Consider the following 21,421-nt stretch of genomic DNA (forward strand, 5'->3'; position numbering starts at 1 on the left):
TACATCAAATGAGGATGACATGTCGAATAGCCAAGAAACACCGGAATTTACCGAGTGGCAACAAGTACTTGATATTTTACGTCAAGCAACCAGCGAACAGAGGGACGATACGTTACTGAAGCTGTTGTTGACCCCAGATGAACGGACGGTGTTACTCTCGCGCGTCAATATTCTGCATGAATTGCTCAATGGTGATCGAAGCCAGCGCAAGATCAGTGAGTTGCTAGGTGTGGGCGTGGCGACCATCACCCGTGGCTCGAATGAACTCAAGCACCATGATAACGACACCAAGGTGTGGTTATCTGCCTTGTTGGACGCGCAAAAGCCGCGTTAAGGCATGTGTGCCAGATGTAAAAAGCCCCCAGCGTATTGGCGCTGGGGGCTTTTTTATGCGCGGTGTTCATGCCTGTGGCGAGGACGTTTTTGATGGTTGCTTGATGGCAGCGTCGCTGCTCGCACAACACCGGCTCGAATGATTATGCCGAGGCGGTTTCGGCCGGGAACAGATCCGGCTGCATGAAGGGGATCAGTGCCAAAATCAGCGCTTGCTGGTACACCGAGCTGCGGCTGAGCAAGTGATGGGTCAGCACGGCAATCGCGCCGCCTTTTTGCTTGATGTTGGTTTGGTTAAACATCGCATCCATCACATCACCAAGTTCCAGCCCTTGGTGCAGTTGTTCGAGCGCGGCAGGGGGCAAAGGCAGTGAGGCAGAGCGGGCTTCGCCGCGACGCGACGTGTGACCGTCTTCAATTACCATCCACGCGAAGGTCAGATCGCCATCCAGCCCCGCTTCAAGTCCCACATAATAGTCGGCTTCGGGCATGGCGTGTTTGGCGTTACGGACACGAGTGCGCGCACCGTGCAGGGTTTCATCTGCTGTCATGGGTTGTTCGCTGACCCCACTGGCGACACTGACCCCTTGAATGGAAAAATTCAGTTGGGGAAAGGCGAGGGCAAAGGCGTGCTCAACGGCAGAGATTTTCGCGGGGTTGGTGGAAGCAACAATAATGGCAGGCATGACAATCATCCATTTGAAAGAGAGGGGATGATTGTAGCGTCTTACAGGGACCGTGGTATACGTCTTGGCGGCGCAATGTTACACCGCCAAGCGATACGTCATGGCTGCAAGGCAGCGGGCATTAACGATCGTAAGCCCAATCTGATTGGATGATGAAACCGTGGATCTGGAATTCGCCGTTGTTCACAAACAAGTTCGGGAAATCCGGTTGTGACGTTGAAAATACCACGCCGTCAGCCAACTGCGTCATGTGGTAGAAATCCGGCTCACTGCCGCGAACTGACGCGAACACGGGCTGCTTTGGACGGTATGACGCGGTTTTGGTTGCCAGTGCGTAGCTACCGATCGGTGCACATTGTGCGATGTTTTCATTGTCGACCAACAAACCCAGGCACTCTTCACGCACAAGGTGTTGTGGGATAGCGCGCTTGCTCACGACATCAACCGTTGCACCATTGCTGAAAGACATGAAATCTTTACGGTGAATAATCGGGATGTAGGTGCTGGTTGTACCTTGCTCTGACGCGTTATTAATTGTCGTAGTCGCCTGAGTGCCGGTGTCTACTTGCCCGGTTAATAGGTAGCTGATAGAGGTGTTGAGGGCTTCCGCGATTTTCTCCAGTTCACGAACTTCAATGCCGTATTTGCCGGATAGCTTACGGCTCATTGTTCCCTGTTGTAGCTCAAGTGCTTCGCCAAGTTGTTTCTGGCTGATCCCTTGAATTTTCGCTAAACGCTTAATTCGCTCTAAATATTCCATACTCACTAGCTTCCTGCTCAAAAAAGGTTAGATGCAACATGCATTCTTAAAAGTCATATTGATTGTACTGATAACAGCGGAGAAGGGATCCAAAGGGTATAAAAAATGCGATTGGTTTCGACATGGGAATATCGCTAATTTATAAGATGGGAAATTTTTGGCTCAAAATTTTGTAATCGAATTAAGCGAAGACCCCTTTTCGCCGTGGAGCAAGATCACTTTTTAAGGTCGGATGTGCCAAGCCATCACTTTGAGTCAAAAAAGTCTCGTTTATTGATTTTTTGTTTAAGTGGTTGTTTTGTATTGATTTTGTGCGTTTTTTGTTTTTGCCGATAAAAATAACAAAACGACGGTTTACTGAGTGATGGCTGCCGGGCGTTTTATTTGTCACTAATGACCTTTTTCTTGATTAAGCGTCAAAAATAAGATGATAAAGCCAACATTTTGACGTTGTGGGCGTATTCTTTTGGGGAATAAAGAAAGGGGGCGCAGGGCAGTGCCCTGCGCAGGCGGTTAGCGGGTCAGGTAAGTCACGAGGAACTGGCTGATGGCGACCATGTCGTCAACTTTAATGAATTCTTCTGTGGTGTGTACCTTTGACATACCGGTCGACAGGTTGACGGTTTTCAGGCCACGACCGTTAAAGACGTTGGCATCGCTGCCGCCGCCGGTGGATTTCGTGATGTCATCAATCCCGTTCGCCGCGAAAGCGGCTTTAATACCGGCGATCAGGCTGTCGTCTTCGTTGATGCGGTACGCGTTGTAGGCACGAGAAGACACGATGTCGACCGTGGCGCCGTGCTTTTCAGCCGCGGCTTCAAAGGTCGCGACCATGTGATCTACCTGCGCTTGCAGTTTGGTATCGTCCAGCGAGCGCGCTTCCCCTTCCAGATACAACGAAGGCATGACGATGTTGGTCGCTTGGCCGCCTTTCACCACACCAATGTTCGCCGTGGTTTCATGGTCGATACGTGACAGCTGCATCTGGCTGATCGCATCTGCCGCTACAGTCAGGGCATTGATCCCTTCTTCCGGTGCTAAGCCTGCGTGAGCCGGTTTGCCTTGAATGGTCACTTTCAGGTTCTGCTGACCCGGTGCTGTGGTGATGATGGTGCCGATCGGGCCGCTAGAATCCAATACGATCGCTTGCTGTGATTGGATCTGGCTCATGTCGAAGTTTTTCGAGCCGTGCAGGCCGCCTTCTTCAAACACGGTGAAGGCAATTTCGATGGTTTGGTGTGGCACGCCTGTCGCTTGGATCACGCGGATCGCTTCGATAATGGCAGCAATACCGGATTTATCATCGCCACCTAAAATGGTGTCGCCTTGTGAGCGGATGATACCGTCTTCAATCACCGGCTCAATGCCGATGCCCGGTGTCACGGTATCCATGTGGCAGCTCAGTAAAATGCTACCTGGCAGGGTGCCGGCCAAGGTTGCGTACAGGTTGAAGCCGTTAGACAGATCGGCCGGTACTGCCAACTTGTTGACGACAAAGCCCAGCGCGCCAAGCTGTTCAGCCAGTGTTTCTGCCACGGCTTTCTCATTGCCAGACTCACTGTCGATTTTGACTAATTCAATGAAGTGTTGGACCAAGCGGTCCTGATTTACAAGGGTCATGGTGGCTCCTCAAGGATCCTGTTAAATGGGATCATCTTAAGGGAATTTCCCCATGACTTTTTGATCTTGCCCCCAATATCGCGGGGTGAATCACTAACAATTACCGCTTGTTAAGTAGGTTGTATTGACTTGTTAATGGCGCTTGGTGGATGTAACCATAATGCGACGTATTCAACAGACTGCAATAAACGCTTCAAGTGCGGCGTGATCCACAATGTGGATGTGGTTGCCGTTTTTCGCAATCAGGTTTTGCTCAATCAATGTATTTAAGGCGCGGCGGTAAACGCGGCTGGAGGTGCCAAAGCGCTCGGCTTCTTGTTCCATCTTATCAAAGGCTCCTAACGAGACTTGGCTGTTGTGGCGCTGCCAGAGATCAAACGCGATGTTGTACGCGATGGGGTGCAACACGCGGTGGGTGTAGATCTCCATCGACTCTTGATAGTCCCACGCCAGTGCCGAGGCAAAAAACAGTGCCAAATGCGGTTGCTCGGTCAGGCATTTTTGCAGGCGCGTAGCGCAAATCACCTTGGCCGTGAGCGGTTCATCGGCCACCACATTCCATTGGCACGGCTGACTGGTGAAAAATTCCATCTCGCCGAATACGTGCTGATCACAGTGCACTTCTCCCAGTTGAAACCGGCGACCATTACTGGCACTGGTGTGCATGGACACGCGCCCGGTTGGGATCACAAACAGGTGGGTCACGGATTGGCCTTGCTCTAACAGGGTCTCGCCAGCGGCCAGTATGCGGGTGCCGGTCTGACACGCAAACAACGCCTGCTCAAACGCCTGTTGTTGCGGCGCAAGGTGATCGGCAAAACGGGTGGAAGGCATGGGATGTAATTGCATTCTGAACGGCACTCAAAATAAAGAGCGCGCAGTATACAAAAAAGGGCGCGTTGTCCCAATATGTTGAAGGCCGCTGATCGCACCCCCTGTGGTCTTTTTGTATGGGGGTGTGATCAGGGCAGGGTGTCAGGGCTGTCCCCCGTCTGTTGTGTTGCGCTTACTAATTTGTTTCGTGCTTGCTAGCACCGAGAACCGAGAACCGAGAACCGAGAATCAAAAACCGAAAACCTAGAATCTCGATCAACAGGTCAGCGCATGCAGTGCCGCGAGGATCGCGTGACGCTCACCTTGGCTGGTGGCCTCAGACTCGGCCACATAATCCGCCACGCCTTCTTGCACGTCTTGCTCAAAGCGCACCACGTTCGTCAGGATCGCGGCCACTTTCATGCCTCGCAGACGGCCCACGGTCAGCAGAGCGGCGGTTTCCATATCCGCCCCCAGCACGCCTTTTTGATGCCAGAACTGGCAGATCTGCTGCTCATCATCGGTGTAAAAGCTGTCGTGTGAGCGTACGATGCCCGCGTGAACGGTGATATTGGCTTGGGTACAGTAGGCATGCAGGCCGTTGAGTAGGCTGATATCGCTGTAGGCCGGAAACGCGGCAGGCACATAACTGTTAGAGCCGCCTTCGTCACGTACCGCCCCTTCCGCGATGATCAACTCGCCCAAACTGATATGGTGCTGTAACGCCCCGGCGGAGCCGACACGAACAATGTGTGTTGCGCCACACAGGCGCAGTTCTTCTAGCGCAATTAATGCCGAGGCGGCCCCAATACCGGTGCTACACACGGTGATGGGGGTGTTTTGGTACAGGCCGCGCATCAAGCGGAATTCGCGGTTTTCAGCCAGACATTCCACGTCCGTCAAATGTTCAGCGATACGGTTAACGCGGTCTGGCTCACCACACACAATGACCTTGTCTGTGATCTGCTGGGGTTCAACTAAAAGGTGAGGCTGCTTGCTCATTAATGCCCTTACTCCGCCATAGTGACGGCTTGTTACAGTTACTAAAAATGGGTGTTACACAGAACGTCACACAAAAAGGTGACGAAAAAAGAACGATAAAAAAGCCGTGGGCTGACAAGCGCCAACCCACGGCGGTATTGCTAAAACGTTGTTAGACGAATAGGCCGACAATCGCCGCGTTCATCAGGTTGGCCAGCGTTGCCGCCAGCAGTACCTTCATGCCCAACTGGCCGATCAATCCTGCGCGTGCCGGGATCATCTTGCTCAGCGCACCACACACCATGGCGACCGAGCCGATGTTGGCAAAGCCACACAAGGCGATAGTCATGATCGCGGTTGAGCGATCGGTCATCTCTACGCTGTTCATGCTGGCGAAGGCCACGAATTCATTCATCGCGATCTTCTGGCCCAAGAAGGCCCCTGCGGTCATGGCTTCATCCCACGGAATACCGATCAGCCATGCCACGGGCGCAAACAGGGTACCGAGAATGACATCCACCGACAGGTTCGGTACGCCCAGCAATTCGCCAATCGCGCCAAGGCCGCCGTTCAGCATCGCCATCAGGCCGATACACGAGATGATCACCGCACCGACAATCGCGGCAATGCCCACGCCGGTAATCGCGCCTTTGGCGACCGCATCAATGAAGCTGGTGGGCTTCTCATCGTCTGGCAGCTCAGGCACTTCATCAATAGTGGATTCGCTTTCTGGAATGATCATTTTCGCGAACATCAGGCCCGCGGGTGCCGACATGAAACACGCCATGATCAGGAAGTTCAGATCCACGCCCATGCCCGCTAAGCCTGCCAAAATCGACCCCGCGATAGACGACAGTCCCCCCACCATGATGGCGAAGATCTGCGCGCGGGTCAGTACGTGGTGGTACGGCTTCACTAATAGTGGTGCTTCCGTTTGGCCCAGCACAATGTTACCGGCCGCATTCATTGATTCTGCACGCGAGGTGCCCAGCACTTTTTGCAGGCCGCCGCCGATGATCAACACGAACCACTGCATGATGCCCAAGTAGTAAAGTAACGAGGTCAGTGACGCGGTAAAGATAATTTGTGGCAGCACTTGCAGTGCCCAGACAAAGCCGATGCCATCAACGCTGAAGTTCACCAGATTGCCAAAGGCAAAGCGGATCCCTTCTGCGCCGTAGCCAAACACCTTGCCCACAGTATTAGAGACCGCCAGCAGCACGCCGCCGCCGGCTTCAGTAGCGAGTACGAAAAACGCGACTGTCAGGATGATGCCGAAGGCACCGACCACCGCCCGCCAGCTAATTTGGCGACGGTTTTCAGAGGCTAAAAAGCCGATGGAAAGTAGGACTGCTATCCCTAGCAATGATTGCATCATGCACGTGACTCCTGGTGCGCGTTAACCGCGTCGATAATGCGTGTGGCATGGGTGTGCGCCAGTGCCAGCGTGTTGTCTTTGTCGCCGCCTTCTTCAGGCGTCGCGTTCATTTCAAAGGTGATCAGGGTATCTAAAATCGTCACTTCAGCCGCGCGGAACGGGTGTTCATACGCCACTTGGTAATGCTCAAACGGCAGGAAGTTAAACCCCGTGGTGCTGTAAGACTCAGCCGTTGCCCCCGCGGTTACTGAGAACAAGAACGGCTTGTCTTTTAGTTGACTGCCTTCTGGCCCAAAGGCAAAGCCGTAGGTGAACACGTCATCGATCCACTTTTTCAGCACAGCCGGATACGTGCTCCAGTACAGCGGGAACTGCACCACAATCACATCCGCGTCTAGCAGACGTTGTTGCTCGGCGCGAATATCGCCGGCAAAGCCCGCCACCGAGTGAATGGTCCAATCCGTTTGTGCGGTCAAGTCCGCCAGAATCGTGGCGTTCGACACCGATTGAGACAAGTCAGGGTGTCCATTGATAACAAGTACGTTCATACAGAATCCTAAAAAGAGAGCAAGGGCCTGAGCGTGCCGTTCAGGCTTGTCAAAAGGGTCTATCGCCGGTTATTCAACCTGGTTGTACGGGGTGTTGCGAGATGGTTTTTTACCACCGGGCAGGCGATTGTTATTGTTATGCGCTGCCTTTATGGCCGCGATTATAAAGAGCCTAGTCGGGGAGGTGTGAGGACATTTGTCCTGTGGTTCAGTCATCAGAGCGTTGATGAATAAAGATGAGACATCTTTCATATTATTTGCTAACGGATTCTCCCTGCACTATGATGCCAACAGTTTAATAATTGACCTATCATCATGTCTGCAACACTTTCATTTTACGAGCAAAACACCCTCAGCCTTTGTCAGCAATATAACTCGCTCATGTTTGAGCATGTTCATGCAAGCTGGCAACCCTTTTGGCCACACAGTGGCGATCGCGTTTTAGATGTGGGCGCAGGCAGTGGTCGTGATGCGAAGTGGATGGCAGCACAAGGTTGTGACGTTATTGCCTTAGAACCTTGTGATGGATTGCGCCAAGCAGGTCAAGCGTATACCGATTCAATGGTCACTTGGCTTAACGATGCGTTGCCTGCTTTAACGAAAACTGAAAATCTCGGGATGCGGTTTGACTGTATTTTAGTGAGTGCAGTATGGATGCATCTTGCGCCGAGTCACCGTGAACGCGCCTTTCGTAAGTTATCTAACTTGTTAGCGCCCAATGGACGCTTGGTGATCACTTTACGCCATGGTGAATTTAACGACTCGCGCCAGCACTTTGGCGTCTCGGTTGAAGAACTCGAACAGTTTGCTAAAAACAGCGCCTTATTAGTACGTCAGATTAGTGATAGTGATGATTCATTAAAGCGCGATGAGGTACATTGGCAAACCGTTGTAATGAGTCTGCCCGATGACGGCTCTGGTGACTTGAATCGGGTGCGCCACATTATTGTCAATGATAGTAAATCGGCTACGTATAAGCTGGCTCTGCTGCGTACGTTATTGCGCGTTGCTGATGCCCATGCTGGTGCGGTGATCGATCGCAGTGATGGCAAAATAGCGATCCCGGCAGGCTTGGTTGCATTGTATTGGATGCGCCAGTTCAAGCGTTTATTGGATGTGGACATCGAAGGCTGTGGTGGTATTCAGCAGAACTCAAATACCACCAAAGGGCTGGGGTTTGTCAAAGAAGACGGCTGGAACCAACTCCAACATTTAGCGGCGGATGATCTTACCGTGGGAGCCTTGTTCCTTGGCGCGGAAGCGAAAGCCTTGCAAAAGACGCTTTCTCATACCTTGGCCACCATCAAAAGTGGGCCGGTGACTTTTATTTACCAAGGTGATAAAGCCAATCGCTTGTTTGATATTGTGGCGCCGACTCACCGACGTAAGACGCTTGAATCTTTGGTTATCGACAGTGACTTTCTGGCTAGTTTCGGCAGTTTCGTACTAGATGAAAGCTTGTGGGAATGTTTCCGGTTGTACAACGCATGGATAGAACCCTTGGTCGTCAACCAGTGGATTTTAGAAATGCAGCGTTTTGAGCTAAACCGCGCTCGAAATATCGGCCTACAAACCTACCATGATTGTTTAGTGTGGATTGATAAAGACCACGACACTCGTGATGTGCGAAAGCGTGTCGCCGAGCTAAAAAAGCAAGATATTGCCCTGCACAGCGTATGGAGTGGTAGCAAACTTAACGACACCTTTCATATTGATCACTGCCTGCCATTTGCTTATTGGCCGAATAATGATAAGTGGAATTTATTGCCTACGACAGCCAGTGAAAACCTCAAAAAGAGCAATAAGGTCCCCACCGCTTATCGCTTGCAAGCCTCAAAAAGCCGCATTCTTGATTGGTGGCAGGTCGCATGGGGGGCAGAAGAGGCGTTACAACACCGCTTCTTTTCCGAAGCGGTATTGTCACTGCCCAATATCCCCCCGCAATGCCAAGACTTCGAATACGTCTTCGAAGCCATGGGCCTACAAGTGCGTGGCGTGAAGAGCCGGCTACTGGTGGGCGAGTGGTAGGTTGATTGTTTGAGGCTTAAACCTCAGTGAAACCACATTCAAGTAGGAATTTGTAGGTTTCATTATAGTAAGCGGGCAAGCGTGTTTGATCGTCGTCACTCCCTTTGGGAATATACAATATCATTCCCTGCCTTGCCCGTGTTAGTAGCACTCGATAGGCATTTTCAAGGTAGCGGCAGTCTTCTTCTTTGTGCCTCTTTTGCCATTTAGAGCCTTTGAATCGCCAATGCTCAAAATGAGAGCCATTGTAACGATAATCTGCATCCCAACCGACTAAGCACCAGTCTAGCTCTAACCCCTGTACATCAAACTCGGTCGCGGTATCTTCTAAAAAGTGGCATGATCGAATATCGTCATGTGAACCAAGAAACCAATTCACAGGATCGAATTTGTTTTTTACGTAAATGCCTTCTGCTTTTAGACGTATTCCATTCGACGAAGCAAGTAACCCCGCACTTTCAGTGCCTCGAGATTGTGATTTTAGCCAGAGCTTTGCTTTTTTAAGATCTCGTGTGATTAAAAGAGGGTATTTCTCTTTTAAACTAACCGATAGAGAGAAAGCATCATCCTTCTTTCCTGCGATAACAAAATGAATAAAGCTAGAAAGTGCCTCAGCACGAAATGATCGCATCGAAGTGGCTAGATGTAAGCTATCAATTTTATGTAGTTGACTTAAATTCTCCTCGGTTAAATCCCCGGAAATATACTCGCCGCTTAGTAGTTGGTCTGAGCAGTAGACTTGCCAATGAGGAAAGTGGGCGTTTAAAGAAGACAGCCACCCTTCAAGTCCCGCTTCTCCTGTATTGATTTCTTGCCCGCCACCGATAAGAGCGACAATGACAGCCCAATCTTGATGGCGATCCATCACTTCGATAAGAAACTCAGGCTCTGACTTATTGAAACCGGGTTGGCTTCTTTTCGTTTGCATGAACTTAGATGTCTGTTCTGCATTCCAAGCTCGTTGGGCTTCATCGAAGATGGCTACTTTTTCTGGAGGAATAGAGCCATCTAAAGCTTCATCCCTGAATCGATGAATATTCTGGATGAACTGTGATGTCTCTCGTCGAGCAGCGGCTTTCGAAATATTTGTTCTTTTTGATTTATCAACAGCCAATGCCTCTTGAAGAACGGTTACGAGAGGGCCATTACCACTAAGAAATACTGAATACTCATCATCTTTAGGGTTTGAATGAGTATTTGCGATATTTAAGCCAACGAGTGTTTTACCTGCTCCTGGTACACCTGTAACAAAGCAAATGACTTTTTTCTTTTCAATTTTTGCATTATGAATAATATCGATAAGTTGGTTGCTTGTAACGCCAAGATTTAAGGTGTCGGCTTCACTTTTAGCAATATCTTCAACAGCGTGATCGGCATATAGTGCCTGTGCTGCTTCAATAATTGTTGGGGTAGGAAGGTAGCCACTGTGAGCCCATTCTAATGCATCAAAAGGTGTGTTAATGTATTGATTAGCAATGCGTTCTAATAGCGCTGCTAAGTCTTCACCATTTGAGCAGATTGGGTTAACGACTAAGTCATGGGATATTGCCAGATCAACATCTGAACTTGGAGCTTTCGTAGATAACAAGAGTGGAATGATAGTCTTTGGGTGACTGCCTCTGTGGAAGTTTTTTAGGTCTAAAGCGTAACCCAAACACTGCCTCATATCTTCTGCGTGATATGAGCTTGCCCCAACTTTAAATTCAATCACAAAGACAAGACCACCAAGTATGATTATCACATCAGCGCGTCGGCCCATCCGTGGAATTAAAAATTCAAAGAAAATGTAGCCGGTTTTACATTTTAGTTTTGAAAGCTCTTTTTGTAAGATATTTACTTGAGTTAACCAAGCTGATGTCTGTTGATGTTCGAGCTGTTGTGTATGTGCTTTGGATAAATTACCTATGATTTCTTCTTTGGCTGTAGAAATAAAGGTTTTAATATCTGATGAATAAAAAGCGCGATTACTCATTTTTATCACCAACTTCAAAATTAAGGAGCTGAGAAGGAGGTGTATTAAGTGCTGTTGCTAGACGAAAAATATTAACGAGACTGACATTTCGCCGTCCACGCTCAATGCCACTGATATAAGTACGATCAAGGCTACATCGTGCAGCAAGTTCTTCTTGGCTTAAGTCACGCTCTAGCCTGAGTGATTTGATATGGTTACCGAAGGGCTTGAGAATATGTTCGTTCATTACAACAAATCCATTTATATTTATGAACGATATATTTGACCTGTGTAGACTTTAAGTCCACGGACTATAAGTCACATCTGTCCGTTGTGTATGCTTTATCAATCTAGTGTTCATGCATATCATCTTGACATCAATTTGATCAAACACAGATGCCACTTTTCAGGTAAGACAAAGTCACTTTGCCTATGCTAACGTTAAACAAGAATTCCAGCCTTCTAAGAAAAAGAACATCCTATGAATAACAAGTCATTAGCAACGCTCACTGATGAACAAAAAAGCCTGATTGAACAATTGGCGACAGATAAAGTGAATTCGATGAACAGTGATCAATACTTATGTGACCGTATTGATGCAAAAGTCTTGGAAATGGAAGAGCATATCCAAGCTTACTTTCATGAACGCTTTCACTTTCACATGAAGAAGAGTGAGCAAAAATAAGCATTGGGTAAACCACGTGTTATCGAGACTGAGAGGCTGCTTTGTGCAGCCTTTCTTTTATGATTCTTTTATATGATGATGGTATGTTCCGTGTAAACAGCGTTTGCTTTCCAATCATTGAGTGAGTGATCCATGTTCTATTTGAATGATCAGCGCCCCAGCGTCAGTCTATGGGCCATTTTTAATGAATTTTCAAAAATAGCCTGAGAGATATGTTCTGGAAAGTCTTCTGGTAGTATGCGATTGACACTTTCTATGGCGCCTGGAAGTTGAACAACGAATTCATCAATGATTGTATTCATTTGGTGGAGACTGAAGCCCACGTCTTTCGCTGTAGCAATAAAATGTCGGGCAAAAATACCGTCTAACTGATACTTTTTCCCTTTGCTCGCTTTGAGTCCCATTGCCAATTTTAGAGAACGAAGATGTAAGCCTTTTCCTCCTAAGAGGGGGTAAGCAGAAAGAATGTCATAAAATGGGGTAAGTTGATAACAGCCGCCTACGCCAAGAAAAATAGAGAAATTTTTGGCATGCCCATCTGTTGCACCAATAATCCATTGAAAGACTTGGAAGCGCATAAACGTTTCTCGATCGGCCAATGCGTTACTTGATCCTAGCAGTAATTTCATAATGTCTTTAATGCCGACACCACCATCGGTTTCATACTTGATGGCAGAAGGCTTACCGAATGCTTGGCACATATCTTCTTGAGGGAGGCGTAATAGCCAAGAACCGTCAGTTGACCATCGACGGTCGAAGCGCTCAACGGCGAGGGCTTTGATGTGGTTGCATTTTATGATTTCTGCATGGGGCACATTGAATCCAAGAGCCTTTGCGAGCAAAAGGCAGAGATATTCATTTTCGACACTGTCGGTCATATCAAGGGTTGCATTGGGCTGCTTTATTTCACCAATAGGCAGCTTGATAATATGTGTTGTAGGGGTTGCACCTTTAGGCACACACCACTGATCGCCCATTTTTAGCAACGCCGTTTTTTCTTGTACGCCAGCAATAGAGATACGAAAGTCTTCTTCATCATTGAGCATGCCAAGCGGGAGCTTGCTTTGGTACGCGCTCAGCACTTTTTCTAAGCGGTCTTTATTGAGTACATCGTAGTCAAGTCGTTTGATGTTTGGTTTTTCATTCGTGCTATATAAAGCAATGGCCCCGACGCTGTCTTTGCCGACTTGTTTTAATAAATCGAAAGTTTGCCGAGAGTTGGCTTGATATCTGGCTACAATGCGATCGCGGATTTCAGTCAGATCCGGTAGTAGGTTATCAAAGTAGTTAATAACATGACTTGAGGTGTGTTTTTGATACTGGAGAGGCAAAGAGAGCGATAAGGGTCTACCTTTAGGGCTTTCAATCCAATGGGTATCATATTGAAATTCGTGGGCGCCATTCGTTAATTTGATGAACTCACCGACCCGTTCACCATTCATGTAAGCGTTTAACGTGTCCATTACCACACCTCTTCATTATCTTGTTGTTGCATTGGGGGGATTTGGTCGTGAATTTCTATTTTGACACCCAATGCTTGAATTATCTTGAATAAGGTTTTGAGTTGGGTGGTGTCTGGATTATTTTCAAAATTGGAGAGGGTAGCCTGCTTTAGGCCCACACGTTGGGCAAGCTCTGCTTGGGTCAGCTGATGTTTTGTTCGGATTAGTTTTAGATGATTAGCGAGTTGGCGTGGACTGTAAATCATAGTAGGCGCATCCATAGTATGAAATAAGCTATCCCTTATAGGGTATATTCAAACTCGTATCCCCTGTAAGGGATATTTAACCTTATATCCCTTGTAGGGGATATGCAATATTCGTTAGCCCTTTACGGATACTATTGGACATGAACTAGAGCTATCTCTCAAAAGAGGGAAGGTAACACGAGTAAAGAATATAAATACAAGAAAGCCCCCTAAACCAGAGATTTAGGGGGCTTTCTGGACATCCTAGGATGTCTTCGTATACGAATTTGGTGGAGCTGGCGGGATTTGAACCCGCGTCCAAAATCAGTCTAACAGATGGCGCTACATGCTTAGTCAGTCTTTATTCTCGTATCGACACTGCGAACTGACACGCTATGCAAATACATACCAAAATTCTATTTCGCGGTTCATCTCTTTGGTCAAAGATTCCCTCGCTATCTTGTTTGGGTTTGAACCCCTGTTATTCCCCGTCTTACAAGCGGAAGCTAGGGCAGGAGCGCTCTCAGCAGAGTATTAAGCTGCTAGTGCGTAGTTTTCGTCGTTTGCGACTATTTTTTGCGGCTTTTTTACGAGGCAAACCGCACCTCGGCATGCTCCACAAGCCTTCGTGATCCTGTCGAATCCTGAATCAGCCCCAGAGTTCGATCGATGTTAGCAGAAAATAGGGCCGGGTCAATAGCCAGCCCCATATCTTCGGTTTGAGTGGGTGATAAACAACCACTTAGCTAACATCTCACGGTATATTAGCGGTTGCTGCTCTTCATGATACGCGCTTTATCACGCTGCCAATCGCGCGATTTAGTGTCGGCGCGCTTGTCGTGAAGCTTTTTACCACGAGCAGTACCTATCTTCAGTTTAACAAAAGATGCCTTCCAATACATACTCAGGGCAACAATGGTTTCACCGTCACGGTTCACCGCACCGAGTAACTTGTCGATTTCACGGCGGTTCAGCAGCAGTTTACGGGTACGGGTGGGATCGGCCACCACGTGGGAACACGCTGCGTTTAATGGGGTGATGGTTAAACCAGAAATGAAGGCTTCACCGTTGCGCAGGAAGACATAACTTTCGGTCATGTTCACTTTGCCGTCGCGGATGGCTTTTACTTCCCAGCCTTGCAGTTGCAGGCCGGCCTCATATTCATCGTGAATGGCAAATTCAAAGCGCGCTGTTTTATTCTTCGCAATGGTATTGCTTGATTGTTTATTGGGTTTCTTGGCCATAATGCCTCTTTTCTTGTCGCGGTCCCAACCGAAAATCCTGCCGGCTGGTCGATATGTGTTTGCTGTAAAATCAATGAGATTGAATTCCAGTCACACGCTTATTTTGGCTGTTAGCCCAGTAATGGTATCATTGCGTCAGTCCTTCTCCTAGGCTTTGCGGTGGAATGTCCATCTGGGGGCGAGAAGCGACGTGTTCTACGGTAAAGGAGAAGCTATGCCTCAGATTTGTCGCTCTGCACTGGTCCCTTTCAGTGCCAAGCAAATGTTTGAACTTGTGAATGATGTTGAGTCGTATCCGGCCTTTTTACCGGGATGTTCAGGCAGCAAAATTATTGAAAGCTCTGCGATGCATATGATGGCGTCGGTGGATGTTTCTAAAGCAGGGATCAAGAAAACCTTTGTGACTCGCAATGCTTTGATTGAAGGCTGTAAGATTGACATGCAGTTGGTGGATGGCCCGTTCCAGCGTTTGGTGGGTGGCTGGCATTTCATTGAGCTGGATGCGGATGCATGCAAGATAGAGCTTAAGCTGGATTTTGAGTTCAAGAGTGCGTTGGTTGAAGCGGCGTTCGGTAAAGTCTTCCGTGATTTGACGAACAATATGGTGAAGGCGTTCACGGTGCGGGCAAGAGAGATTTATGACTTCGGATGATAAGTTGATCCATGTGGAGGTGGTGTATGCACTGCCTACGGCGCAAAAGGTGATCAAGCTGGCGGTGATGCCAGATATGCAAGTACGGCAGATCATTGAGCAGTCGGGTGTGTTGGCGCTTTATCCTGAGGTGGATTTGAAGGTCAACAAGGTGGGCGTGTATAGCCGCAATGTGAAGCTGGATGCGACGGTACATAATGGCGATCGTATCGAGATTTATCGCCCGCTGCTGGCTGATCCGAAAGAGATCCGCCGCAAACGCGCTGAGCAAGCCAAAAAAGAAGCTGAACAAAAAGCATGAGCGGCGAAGGCCGATGAGGCCTGACAGATCACAGACAGAAAAAAGCTCGCACTTGGCGTAATGCATGTAAGTTAAGATAACTTACGTTTCTTCAGAGGCCGAGTCGCATAGCGACTCGGCCTTTTCTTTACTGCTCTCGGATAACTCCGCTCTTTTCTATCGGGCAAAACAAAGCTTTCCGCCATATCCAGTATGTAATTCATCACTTCTGGTATACGACCCGGTGCTACTGCGGGCAGGAGTTGAAGTTGGCTGAGTAAGAAGATTGATGCTTGTTTAAAACCTATTTGGTACGGCATTACTGATTTCAGTGAGTAGGCCATTTGGCACATCATGAACCGTAATAGGTTGTAAGCTAATAACATTCCCCATAGCTCTTGGGTCACTAACTCTGGAGTCTTGCTTCTCAGTGTTAGGTTGTTTTGCAGCATATATTGCTTCATTTCCCGATAACCCAACTCTATTTCCCAACGGTGACTGTATAGCTCAGCGATATCAGCCCCCGGATACCGCATCGGATCAGTCATTGAGGTCAACAGTTTTACCTCTTTTCCTTTAATTTTTTTTGTTATTAAACGAGCTTGCAGTGTCTCAGGTGCATCCGCCCATTTCTTTCTCGCTTGAGGGGAAAGTCTCAACTCCACAAGTTCCTGGCCTTTACCTAGCTTGCCTATCGTTGTGTATTGTGCACCTTTGCGTAACGGGATTAACCAATGCTTTTCTTCACCACTACTTTGCCAACGGTGAAGTAATCCTAATGCATAAAAACCTCGGTCAAATACGGTAAGGCTGTGGGATGGAGATTGGTCAACAAGTTGAGCAGTCAGGTCAACTTCACTCACTGATACGGAGTCAAAAGCAGCACTATTGAGAAGGTGACTCGTGAGTTCCATATGGCAAACCATACGAACTTGGGGGTAATCCGAAATGGTCGTCTTGTTACCTGTTCGACCAAAATGCGCGTCATTACCAGCCGTGTCCGGTGTTCGCCACACTACGCCATCTACAGCATGTAATGTTAAGCCGTGCCAGTCTGGATGCGGTGTTTTCTCATGCCAAAGTTGTTGTGTCTTGTTAAATACGGCTTCAACCGGTTCATGACCCAGCCGTTTTCGAGCCTGAATGACAGCACTCGGTGCGACAAATGGCTTCTTACCCGGCAAGAGAATATCGAGTTGAGAAACAACTTTTTCCATAGAAAGATGCCGATACAACGACATCCCAACGACACTCCACACCATTAGCTCCATTGGTAGGCGTCGTTTTCGAATTGTGGCAACGCCGGTATCGTTTAAGCACTGTTCAATGATGTCTGGAGACAGGAGATCTGATAACCCTGATAGTTCTGTTGCTGAAAATGAGTGGACTTCATGAAGTGCTTGTCTGAGGAACATAAAAAAATCCGAGTGCAGTGAATACACTCGGATTTTGACATGCTGTAAGGATCGTTCAACTGATTATTTTTTCGTTAACTGATCAGCATTACGCACTTGGCGAGCTTTTTTGTATGGGGTGATCAGCAATGATCAGTTCAGGGCATCCATGAACTGTGGGCTGGCCGTGTAATCGCCTTCGAGTTTGACCAAGCGGTGCTGCTCATTGAAGGTCAGGATCAAATTCTTCTGCTCGGGCTTGTCGTGACCTGGCTTGTGGTAGTACACGTAATACCAGGTGTTTGGGTATTCCGGCTCAGAAATCATTGGCGAGCCCAATACGAACTGGACCTGCTCTTTGTTCATGCCATACCGTAAGGTATCCACATCCGATTGTTCCAGGTAGTTCCCTTGATTAATATCAATTCGGTACACCAGTCGTTCAACGACTGAACAGCCACCTAGCAGGCTGACCGCCAATGTTAAGGCAGCAAGGTTTTTCCAACTCATAGCATCCCGGCAAATTCGCTTTCATCTTGCTGCCGATGATAAACAACCCCTCGGCAGAAGTAAAAAAGCAGTAAAGAAAAAAACTGTAATTGAGACTGTCGTACAACCAATTAGTTGCATCACGTCTTCAGTTTATTCTATTTATGCCGCAAACAGCAGTTCTTTTGCGTTGGCTAAGGTGCGCTCTGTGATCTCACTGCCGCCCAGTAGGCGTGCCAGCTCGTTCACGCGGGCTTCTTGGCTGAGCGGGAACATGTTGGTTTCGGTTTGTCCGTCGCTCGATTTCTTCGCTACAAACATTTGTTGGTGACCACAGCCTGCGACCTGCGGCAAGTGGGTCACACACATGACTTGGGTAGACCCGCCTAACGTACGCAGCATTTTGCCGACAATCGCCGCGGTTGGCCCACTGATCCCCACATCGACTTCATCGAAGATCAGGCTTGGGGTTTCCACTTTCTGCGCGGTGATCACTTGGATTGCCAACGAGATACGTGACAGCTCACCGCCCGAGGCGACTTTGCCCAACGGTTGCAGCGGTTGCCCCGGGTTGGTGGATACTAAGAAGGTAATGGTATCGCAGCCCAGTGGGCTAAGCATGCCGTCGGTATCGCATTGTACGTCGATCTTAAAAATGCCGTTTTCCATGCTCAGTTGGTGCATGCTGTCGGAGATTTTCTGATCCAGCTCTTTGGCATAACGCTGGCGGCTCTTGCTGAGTTTTTCGGCACTCGCCAAGAATTTCTGACGTAGTAGCTCTACGTTATCGGCGATTTCAGCCAAGCGTTCGTCGCTGCAGTCGAGGTTGTCGAGCTCTTTGAGCAGTTCGTGGTGCTTGGTAAATAACTCTTCTGGCATCACGTAATGCTTACGTGATAGCGAGAGGATCTTCGACAAACGCTCTTCTAAATAGATCAAGCGGTGTGGATCCATGTCCAGATTATCCAAATAACTGCGCAGCTCTTGGCTGGCTTCTTGTACTTGGATAATGGCTTCATCCAGCATCTGTGGGATGGCACTCAGGCTGCTGTCGTATTCACCCAAGTTACACACCTGTTGACAGGCCATTTGCAGCAGTTGCATGGCGTTGCCTTCATCGCTGTCGTACAGCATCGACAGGGCGGTTTGGCTTGAAACGGCCAGCTCACCACTGTTCGACAGACGCTTGTGCTCTTCTTCGATCTCGGCGTATTCGTCTTCGCCCAGCGCGAGTTCATCCAGCTCTTTCACTTGGTATTGGATCAGCTGTTTCTGCGCTTCGTTTTCTTCCAAGCTCTGTGTCAGGCGCTTTAACTCGTTGTTGGCCTGACGCCAGTGTTGATAAGTATCACGGGTTTTTTCCAATAGCTGATGGTGCCCGGCATATTGGTCGAGCATTTGCTGTTGGTGATCCGGACGCATCAGTTGTTGGTGTGCGTGCTGGCCGTGGATGTTGATCAGCAGGGAGCCCAGTGCTTTTTGCTGGGAAGCCGGCACAGGACTGCCATTGATGAAACCGCGTGAGCGACCTTCTTTGGTGATCACGCGACGTAGAATGCATTCATCGCCGTCAATCAGTTCATTGTCTTCCAGCCAGCGGCGGGCGGCTTGGTTGTTCTGTAATGAGAACGCGGCAGAGATTTCTGCTTTGTCTTCATTCGGACGCACCATGCAGGCTTCCGCGCGATCACCCAGACAGAGGCCGAGTGCATCGATAGCAATGGATTTACCTGCACCGGTTTCACCAGTGATGGTGGTCATGCCCGGTTTCAGTTCAAATTCAAGAGTTTTAACAATGGCAAAGTTGGAGATCGTCATGTGTGCCAGCATGTGTTCACCTGTTTAAATCAACACCTGTTTTTTCATACAGTATATACTGTATCGATACACAGTAAAGATCTGGCAGTGAAAAATCCTTATGAAATATTGATCTAGGTTAAATTCATGAAATAAGGCACAAAAAAACCAACCCGAAGGTTGGTTTTAAAGACAGCGAGGTGTGCTTTAAACAAGCAGGGTACGCTTAAAACAAGCGGCTCGACCAGCCCAGTTTTCCCCGTAGCACTTCATAATAGCTGTAGTTTTTCGGGTGGATCAGGTTCAGGGTGTCGGCACTTTGGTAGATGTGAATTTCATCCCCAGGGCTGACAGGCAGAGAAACCTGACCGTCACAACTCACTTCTAATGTGCTGCCGTTGGTTGGTGATACCATGAGTTTGATATGGCTGTTACCGTCGACGACCAAGGGGCGGCATGACAGGGTATGCGGAAACATCGGCACCAGTGAGATGGCATTCAACTCCGACGATAAAATCGGCCCGCCGCCCGACAGGGAATACGCGGTAGAGCCTGTTGGGGTGGCAATAATGAGGCCATCGGAGCGTTGAGAAAAGGCGAAACGATCATCAATGTACACCTCAAACTCAATCATATGGGCGATTTTGTCGGGGTGCAGAACGGCTTCGTTCAGCGCCGCATTGCGGCTTTTGATCAAGCCGTGACGGTGCACTTCGGCTTCTAATAAGAAGCGTTTTTCGACCACGAAATCACCATGCAAGACGAGGTCGAGTTCGGTTTCAAAGTCATCCGGGTCGAGATCGGTTAAGAATCCGAGGTTCCCACGGTTGACGCCGATCACGGCAATATCAAAGCGAGAAAGCACGCGTGCTGCGCCCAGCATGTTGCCATCACCGCCAACCACAATAGCCAGATTAGCGCGGTCGCCAATGGTAAGGAGATCGCAAAACGCCGAAGCAGGAATATCGAGATCGTGAGCAAGGCGGTGGTCCACCAATACCTCGTAGCCTTTGCCAGTCAGCCACGCGTAAAGACGGTGATGTGTCTCTAGGGCCTCTGCGCTGCGGGGCTTGCCAATAATCGCAATAGTATGAAAAACGCGCGTCATTTCCATGATCCGAAAAATGAAGGAAAAGCCAGTATAGCGTCAGGGGAAGCGCATTGTCGCGCTTTGTGATCAATCACGGCTTGAATCGTTGAACTTCATCCCCATAATAAGCGCATGAGGGCTTTTTCTGATGATTTCTGATGAATGGTGCAGAAAACCTTATCTTTATAATGAATACCAGATCTTGGCGGAGAAGCGAAGCATGAGCAACGAAGAGAAAAAAGTACAGGACGAACAGCTACAACAAGAAAACGTTGAAGCGGTTGAGACTGAATCTGCTGAGCAAGATGTTGTTGAAATGACAGTGGAAGAAATGTACGAAGCGCGCATTGCAGAGCTAGAAGCGGCGCTATTGACGTCTGAAGCAAAAGCCAATGAAGCGAAAGACATGGCACTTCGTGCAAAAGCGGAAGGTGAGAATGTTCGCCGCCGTTCAGAGCAAGAAGTCGATAAAGCACGTAAATTTGCCCTGAACAAGTTTGCGGAAGAACTACTGCCTGTGATCGACAACCTTGAGCGTGCGATCGAGATGGCAGACAAAGCGGACGACGCGATCAAGCCAATGCTGGAAGGTGTTGAGCTTACGCTGAAAACCATGACAGACACGGTATCGAAGTTTGGCCTGACACAAATTCACCCAGTGGGTGAAGTGTTCAACCCTGAGTTCCATCAAGCGATGGCGATGCAGGAAAGTGCTGATCACGAACCAAACACTGTAATGTTTGTGATGCAGAAAGGCTACGAGCTAAACGGCCGTGTGATCCGTCCTGCGATGGTGATGGTGTCTAAAGCGGTTTCTGGCCAAGCGTAAGCGGGTTGGCATGAGGCTAAAGCCCGCGAATAGAGGCGGGCTTTTTATTTTTTTTGATTTTTTTTCGATGTCGCCCTTGAAAACAATTTGGCTGCCCTTATTTAGTAGTCATACGACATCGTAAATTAATTTCAGCGGGTCATTCCGCATTGTCAGCTGCGTTATGGTAACGGGTT

22 protein-coding genes and 1 other RNA gene are annotated in these 21,421 nt (G+C 48.6%); 6 read left to right on the plus strand and 17 right to left on the minus strand.

Going from position 1 to position 21,421, the window contains the following annotated elements; all coding sequences use genetic code 11:
* Positions 1 to 19 precede the first annotated feature (19 nt).
* A complete protein-coding gene (trpR, locus tag ACSF8W_RS19015; RefSeq protein WP_428476290.1) occupies positions 20 to 334 on the plus strand; it encodes a trp operon repressor in 315 nt (104 codons plus the stop codon).
* Between the two features lie 142 nt (positions 335 to 476).
* On the opposite strand, the gene yjjX is transcribed toward trpR, so the two are convergent.
* The 7 genes from yjjX to ACSF8W_RS19050 form a co-directional block, all read right to left on the minus strand.
* Positions 477 to 1,019 (minus strand): inosine/xanthosine triphosphatase, encoded by a 543-nt coding sequence (gene yjjX, locus ACSF8W_RS19020; RefSeq protein WP_500848733.1) that lies wholly within the window; start codon positions 1,017 to 1,019, stop codon positions 477 to 479.
* A 121-nt stretch (positions 1,020 to 1,140) separates the two neighbouring features.
* Positions 1,141 to 1,779 carry a helix-turn-helix domain-containing protein gene (locus tag ACSF8W_RS19025; protein WP_428476303.1) on the minus strand — a complete coding sequence of 213 codons (639 nt, stop codon included), beginning with the start codon at positions 1,777 to 1,779 and terminating at the stop codon, positions 1,141 to 1,143.
* A 513-nt stretch (positions 1,780 to 2,292) separates the two neighbouring features.
* Positions 2,293 to 3,399 (minus strand): M20/M25/M40 family metallo-hydrolase, encoded by a 1,107-nt coding sequence (locus ACSF8W_RS19030; RefSeq protein ID WP_500848734.1) that lies wholly within the window; start codon positions 3,397 to 3,399, stop codon positions 2,293 to 2,295.
* Between the two features lie 171 nt (positions 3,400 to 3,570).
* Complete coding sequence (locus ACSF8W_RS19035) at positions 3,571 to 4,248, minus strand: Crp/Fnr family transcriptional regulator (protein ID WP_500848735.1); 678 nt, start codon at positions 4,246 to 4,248, stop codon at positions 3,571 to 3,573.
* Positions 4,249 to 4,488: 240 nt separating this feature from the next.
* Entirely contained in the window at positions 4,489 to 5,214 is a 726-nt protein-coding gene (locus ACSF8W_RS19040; RefSeq protein WP_500848736.1) for a nucleoside phosphorylase, read from the minus strand.
* Positions 5,215 to 5,365: 151 nt separating this feature from the next.
* On the minus strand, positions 5,366 to 6,571 hold the full coding sequence (locus tag ACSF8W_RS19045; protein ID WP_428476294.1) for a NupC/NupG family nucleoside CNT transporter: 1,206 nt from the start codon (positions 6,569 to 6,571) through the stop codon (positions 5,366 to 5,368).
* Positions 6,568 to 7,119, minus strand: a complete 552-nt coding sequence (locus ACSF8W_RS19050; RefSeq protein ID WP_500848737.1) for an NAD(P)H-dependent oxidoreductase — start codon at positions 7,117 to 7,119, stop codon at positions 6,568 to 6,570. Before ACSF8W_RS19050 ends, ACSF8W_RS19045 begins: the two co-directional genes overlap by 4 nt.
* A gap of 315 nt (positions 7,120 to 7,434) precedes the next feature.
* Between ACSF8W_RS19050 and ACSF8W_RS19055 the strand changes: the two genes are divergently transcribed.
* A complete protein-coding gene (locus ACSF8W_RS19055; protein WP_500848738.1) occupies positions 7,435 to 9,147 on the plus strand; it encodes a class I SAM-dependent methyltransferase in 1,713 nt (570 codons plus the stop codon).
* A gap of 16 nt (positions 9,148 to 9,163) precedes the next feature.
* On the opposite strand, the gene ACSF8W_RS19060 is transcribed toward ACSF8W_RS19055, so the two are convergent.
* Together ACSF8W_RS19060 and ACSF8W_RS19065 are read right to left on the minus strand one after the other, a co-directional pair.
* Positions 9,164 to 11,119, minus strand: coding sequence for a DUF2075 domain-containing protein (locus ACSF8W_RS19060; RefSeq protein WP_500848739.1), 1,956 nt, complete (start codon positions 11,117 to 11,119; stop codon positions 9,164 to 9,166).
* Positions 11,112 to 11,345 (minus strand): helix-turn-helix domain-containing protein, encoded by a 234-nt coding sequence (locus tag ACSF8W_RS19065; protein WP_500848740.1) that lies wholly within the window; start codon positions 11,343 to 11,345, stop codon positions 11,112 to 11,114. Before ACSF8W_RS19065 ends, ACSF8W_RS19060 begins: the two co-directional genes overlap by 8 nt.
* 234 nt (positions 11,346 to 11,579) lie before the next feature.
* On the opposite strand from ACSF8W_RS19065, the gene ACSF8W_RS19070 reads away from it, so the two are divergent.
* Positions 11,580 to 11,783 carry a hypothetical protein gene (locus ACSF8W_RS19070; protein WP_500848741.1) on the plus strand — a complete coding sequence of 68 codons (204 nt, stop codon included), beginning with the start codon at positions 11,580 to 11,582 and terminating at the stop codon, positions 11,781 to 11,783.
* Between the two features lie 149 nt (positions 11,784 to 11,932).
* On the opposite strand, the gene ACSF8W_RS19075 is transcribed toward ACSF8W_RS19070, so the two are convergent.
* The 4 genes from ACSF8W_RS19075 to smpB form a co-directional block, all read right to left on the minus strand.
* Positions 11,933 to 13,246: a type II toxin-antitoxin system HipA family toxin gene (locus ACSF8W_RS19075; RefSeq protein WP_500848742.1), complete on the minus strand. Its 1,314-nt coding sequence runs from the start codon at positions 13,244 to 13,246 to the stop codon at positions 11,933 to 11,935.
* Positions 13,246 to 13,491, minus strand: coding sequence for a type II toxin-antitoxin system antitoxin HipB (hipB, locus tag ACSF8W_RS19080; protein WP_107205028.1), 246 nt, complete (start codon positions 13,489 to 13,491; stop codon positions 13,246 to 13,248). The genes ACSF8W_RS19075 and hipB overlap by 1 nt, the downstream gene beginning before the upstream one ends.
* Before the next feature lie 267 nt (positions 13,492 to 13,758).
* Positions 13,759 to 14,127: a transfer-messenger RNA gene (gene ssrA / locus ACSF8W_RS19085) on the minus strand.
* 107 nt (positions 14,128 to 14,234) lie between these two features.
* Positions 14,235 to 14,714: an SsrA-binding protein SmpB gene (smpB, locus tag ACSF8W_RS19090; protein WP_500848743.1), complete on the minus strand. Its 480-nt coding sequence runs from the start codon at positions 14,712 to 14,714 to the stop codon at positions 14,235 to 14,237.
* 214 nt (positions 14,715 to 14,928) lie between these two features.
* Here smpB and ACSF8W_RS19095 point away from each other — a divergent pair, with 214 nt between their 5' ends.
* Both ACSF8W_RS19095 and ACSF8W_RS19100 read left to right on the plus strand, forming a co-directional pair.
* Positions 14,929 to 15,366 (plus strand): SRPBCC family protein, encoded by a 438-nt coding sequence (locus ACSF8W_RS19095; protein WP_500848744.1) that lies wholly within the window; start codon positions 14,929 to 14,931, stop codon positions 15,364 to 15,366.
* Positions 15,353 to 15,667 (plus strand): RnfH family protein, encoded by a 315-nt coding sequence (locus tag ACSF8W_RS19100; RefSeq protein ID WP_500848745.1) that lies wholly within the window; start codon positions 15,353 to 15,355, stop codon positions 15,665 to 15,667. Before ACSF8W_RS19095 ends, ACSF8W_RS19100 begins: the two co-directional genes overlap by 14 nt.
* A 71-nt stretch (positions 15,668 to 15,738) precedes the next feature.
* Here the strand turns inward: ACSF8W_RS19100 and ACSF8W_RS19105 are convergent, their stop codons facing one another.
* From ACSF8W_RS19105 to nadK, 4 genes are all read right to left on the minus strand, one after another.
* Positions 15,739 to 17,061, minus strand: a complete 1,323-nt coding sequence (locus ACSF8W_RS19105) for an IS4 family transposase (RefSeq protein WP_500847173.1) — start codon at positions 17,059 to 17,061, stop codon at positions 15,739 to 15,741.
* 132 nt (positions 17,062 to 17,193) lie between these two features.
* The gene (gene bamE / locus ACSF8W_RS19110) at positions 17,194 to 17,550 is read right to left on the minus strand and encodes an outer membrane protein assembly factor BamE (protein ID WP_500848746.1); all 357 of its coding nucleotides are present in this window, start codon (positions 17,548 to 17,550) and stop codon (positions 17,194 to 17,196) included.
* A gap of 141 nt (positions 17,551 to 17,691) precedes the next feature.
* A complete protein-coding gene (gene recN / locus ACSF8W_RS19115) occupies positions 17,692 to 19,359 on the minus strand; it encodes a DNA repair protein RecN (protein WP_500848747.1) in 1,668 nt (555 codons plus the stop codon).
* A 193-nt stretch (positions 19,360 to 19,552) separates the two neighbouring features.
* A complete protein-coding gene (gene nadK, locus ACSF8W_RS19120) occupies positions 19,553 to 20,443 on the minus strand; it encodes an NAD(+) kinase (RefSeq protein WP_500848761.1) in 891 nt (296 codons plus the stop codon).
* 193 nt (positions 20,444 to 20,636) lie between these two features.
* Here nadK and grpE point away from each other — a divergent pair, with 193 nt between their 5' ends.
* Positions 20,637 to 21,245, plus strand: coding sequence for a nucleotide exchange factor GrpE (gene grpE / locus ACSF8W_RS19125; protein WP_500848748.1), 609 nt, complete (start codon positions 20,637 to 20,639; stop codon positions 21,243 to 21,245).
* Positions 21,246 to 21,421 lie beyond the last annotated feature (176 nt).

The organism is Photobacterium sp. 270122K, from assembly GCF_059941365.1.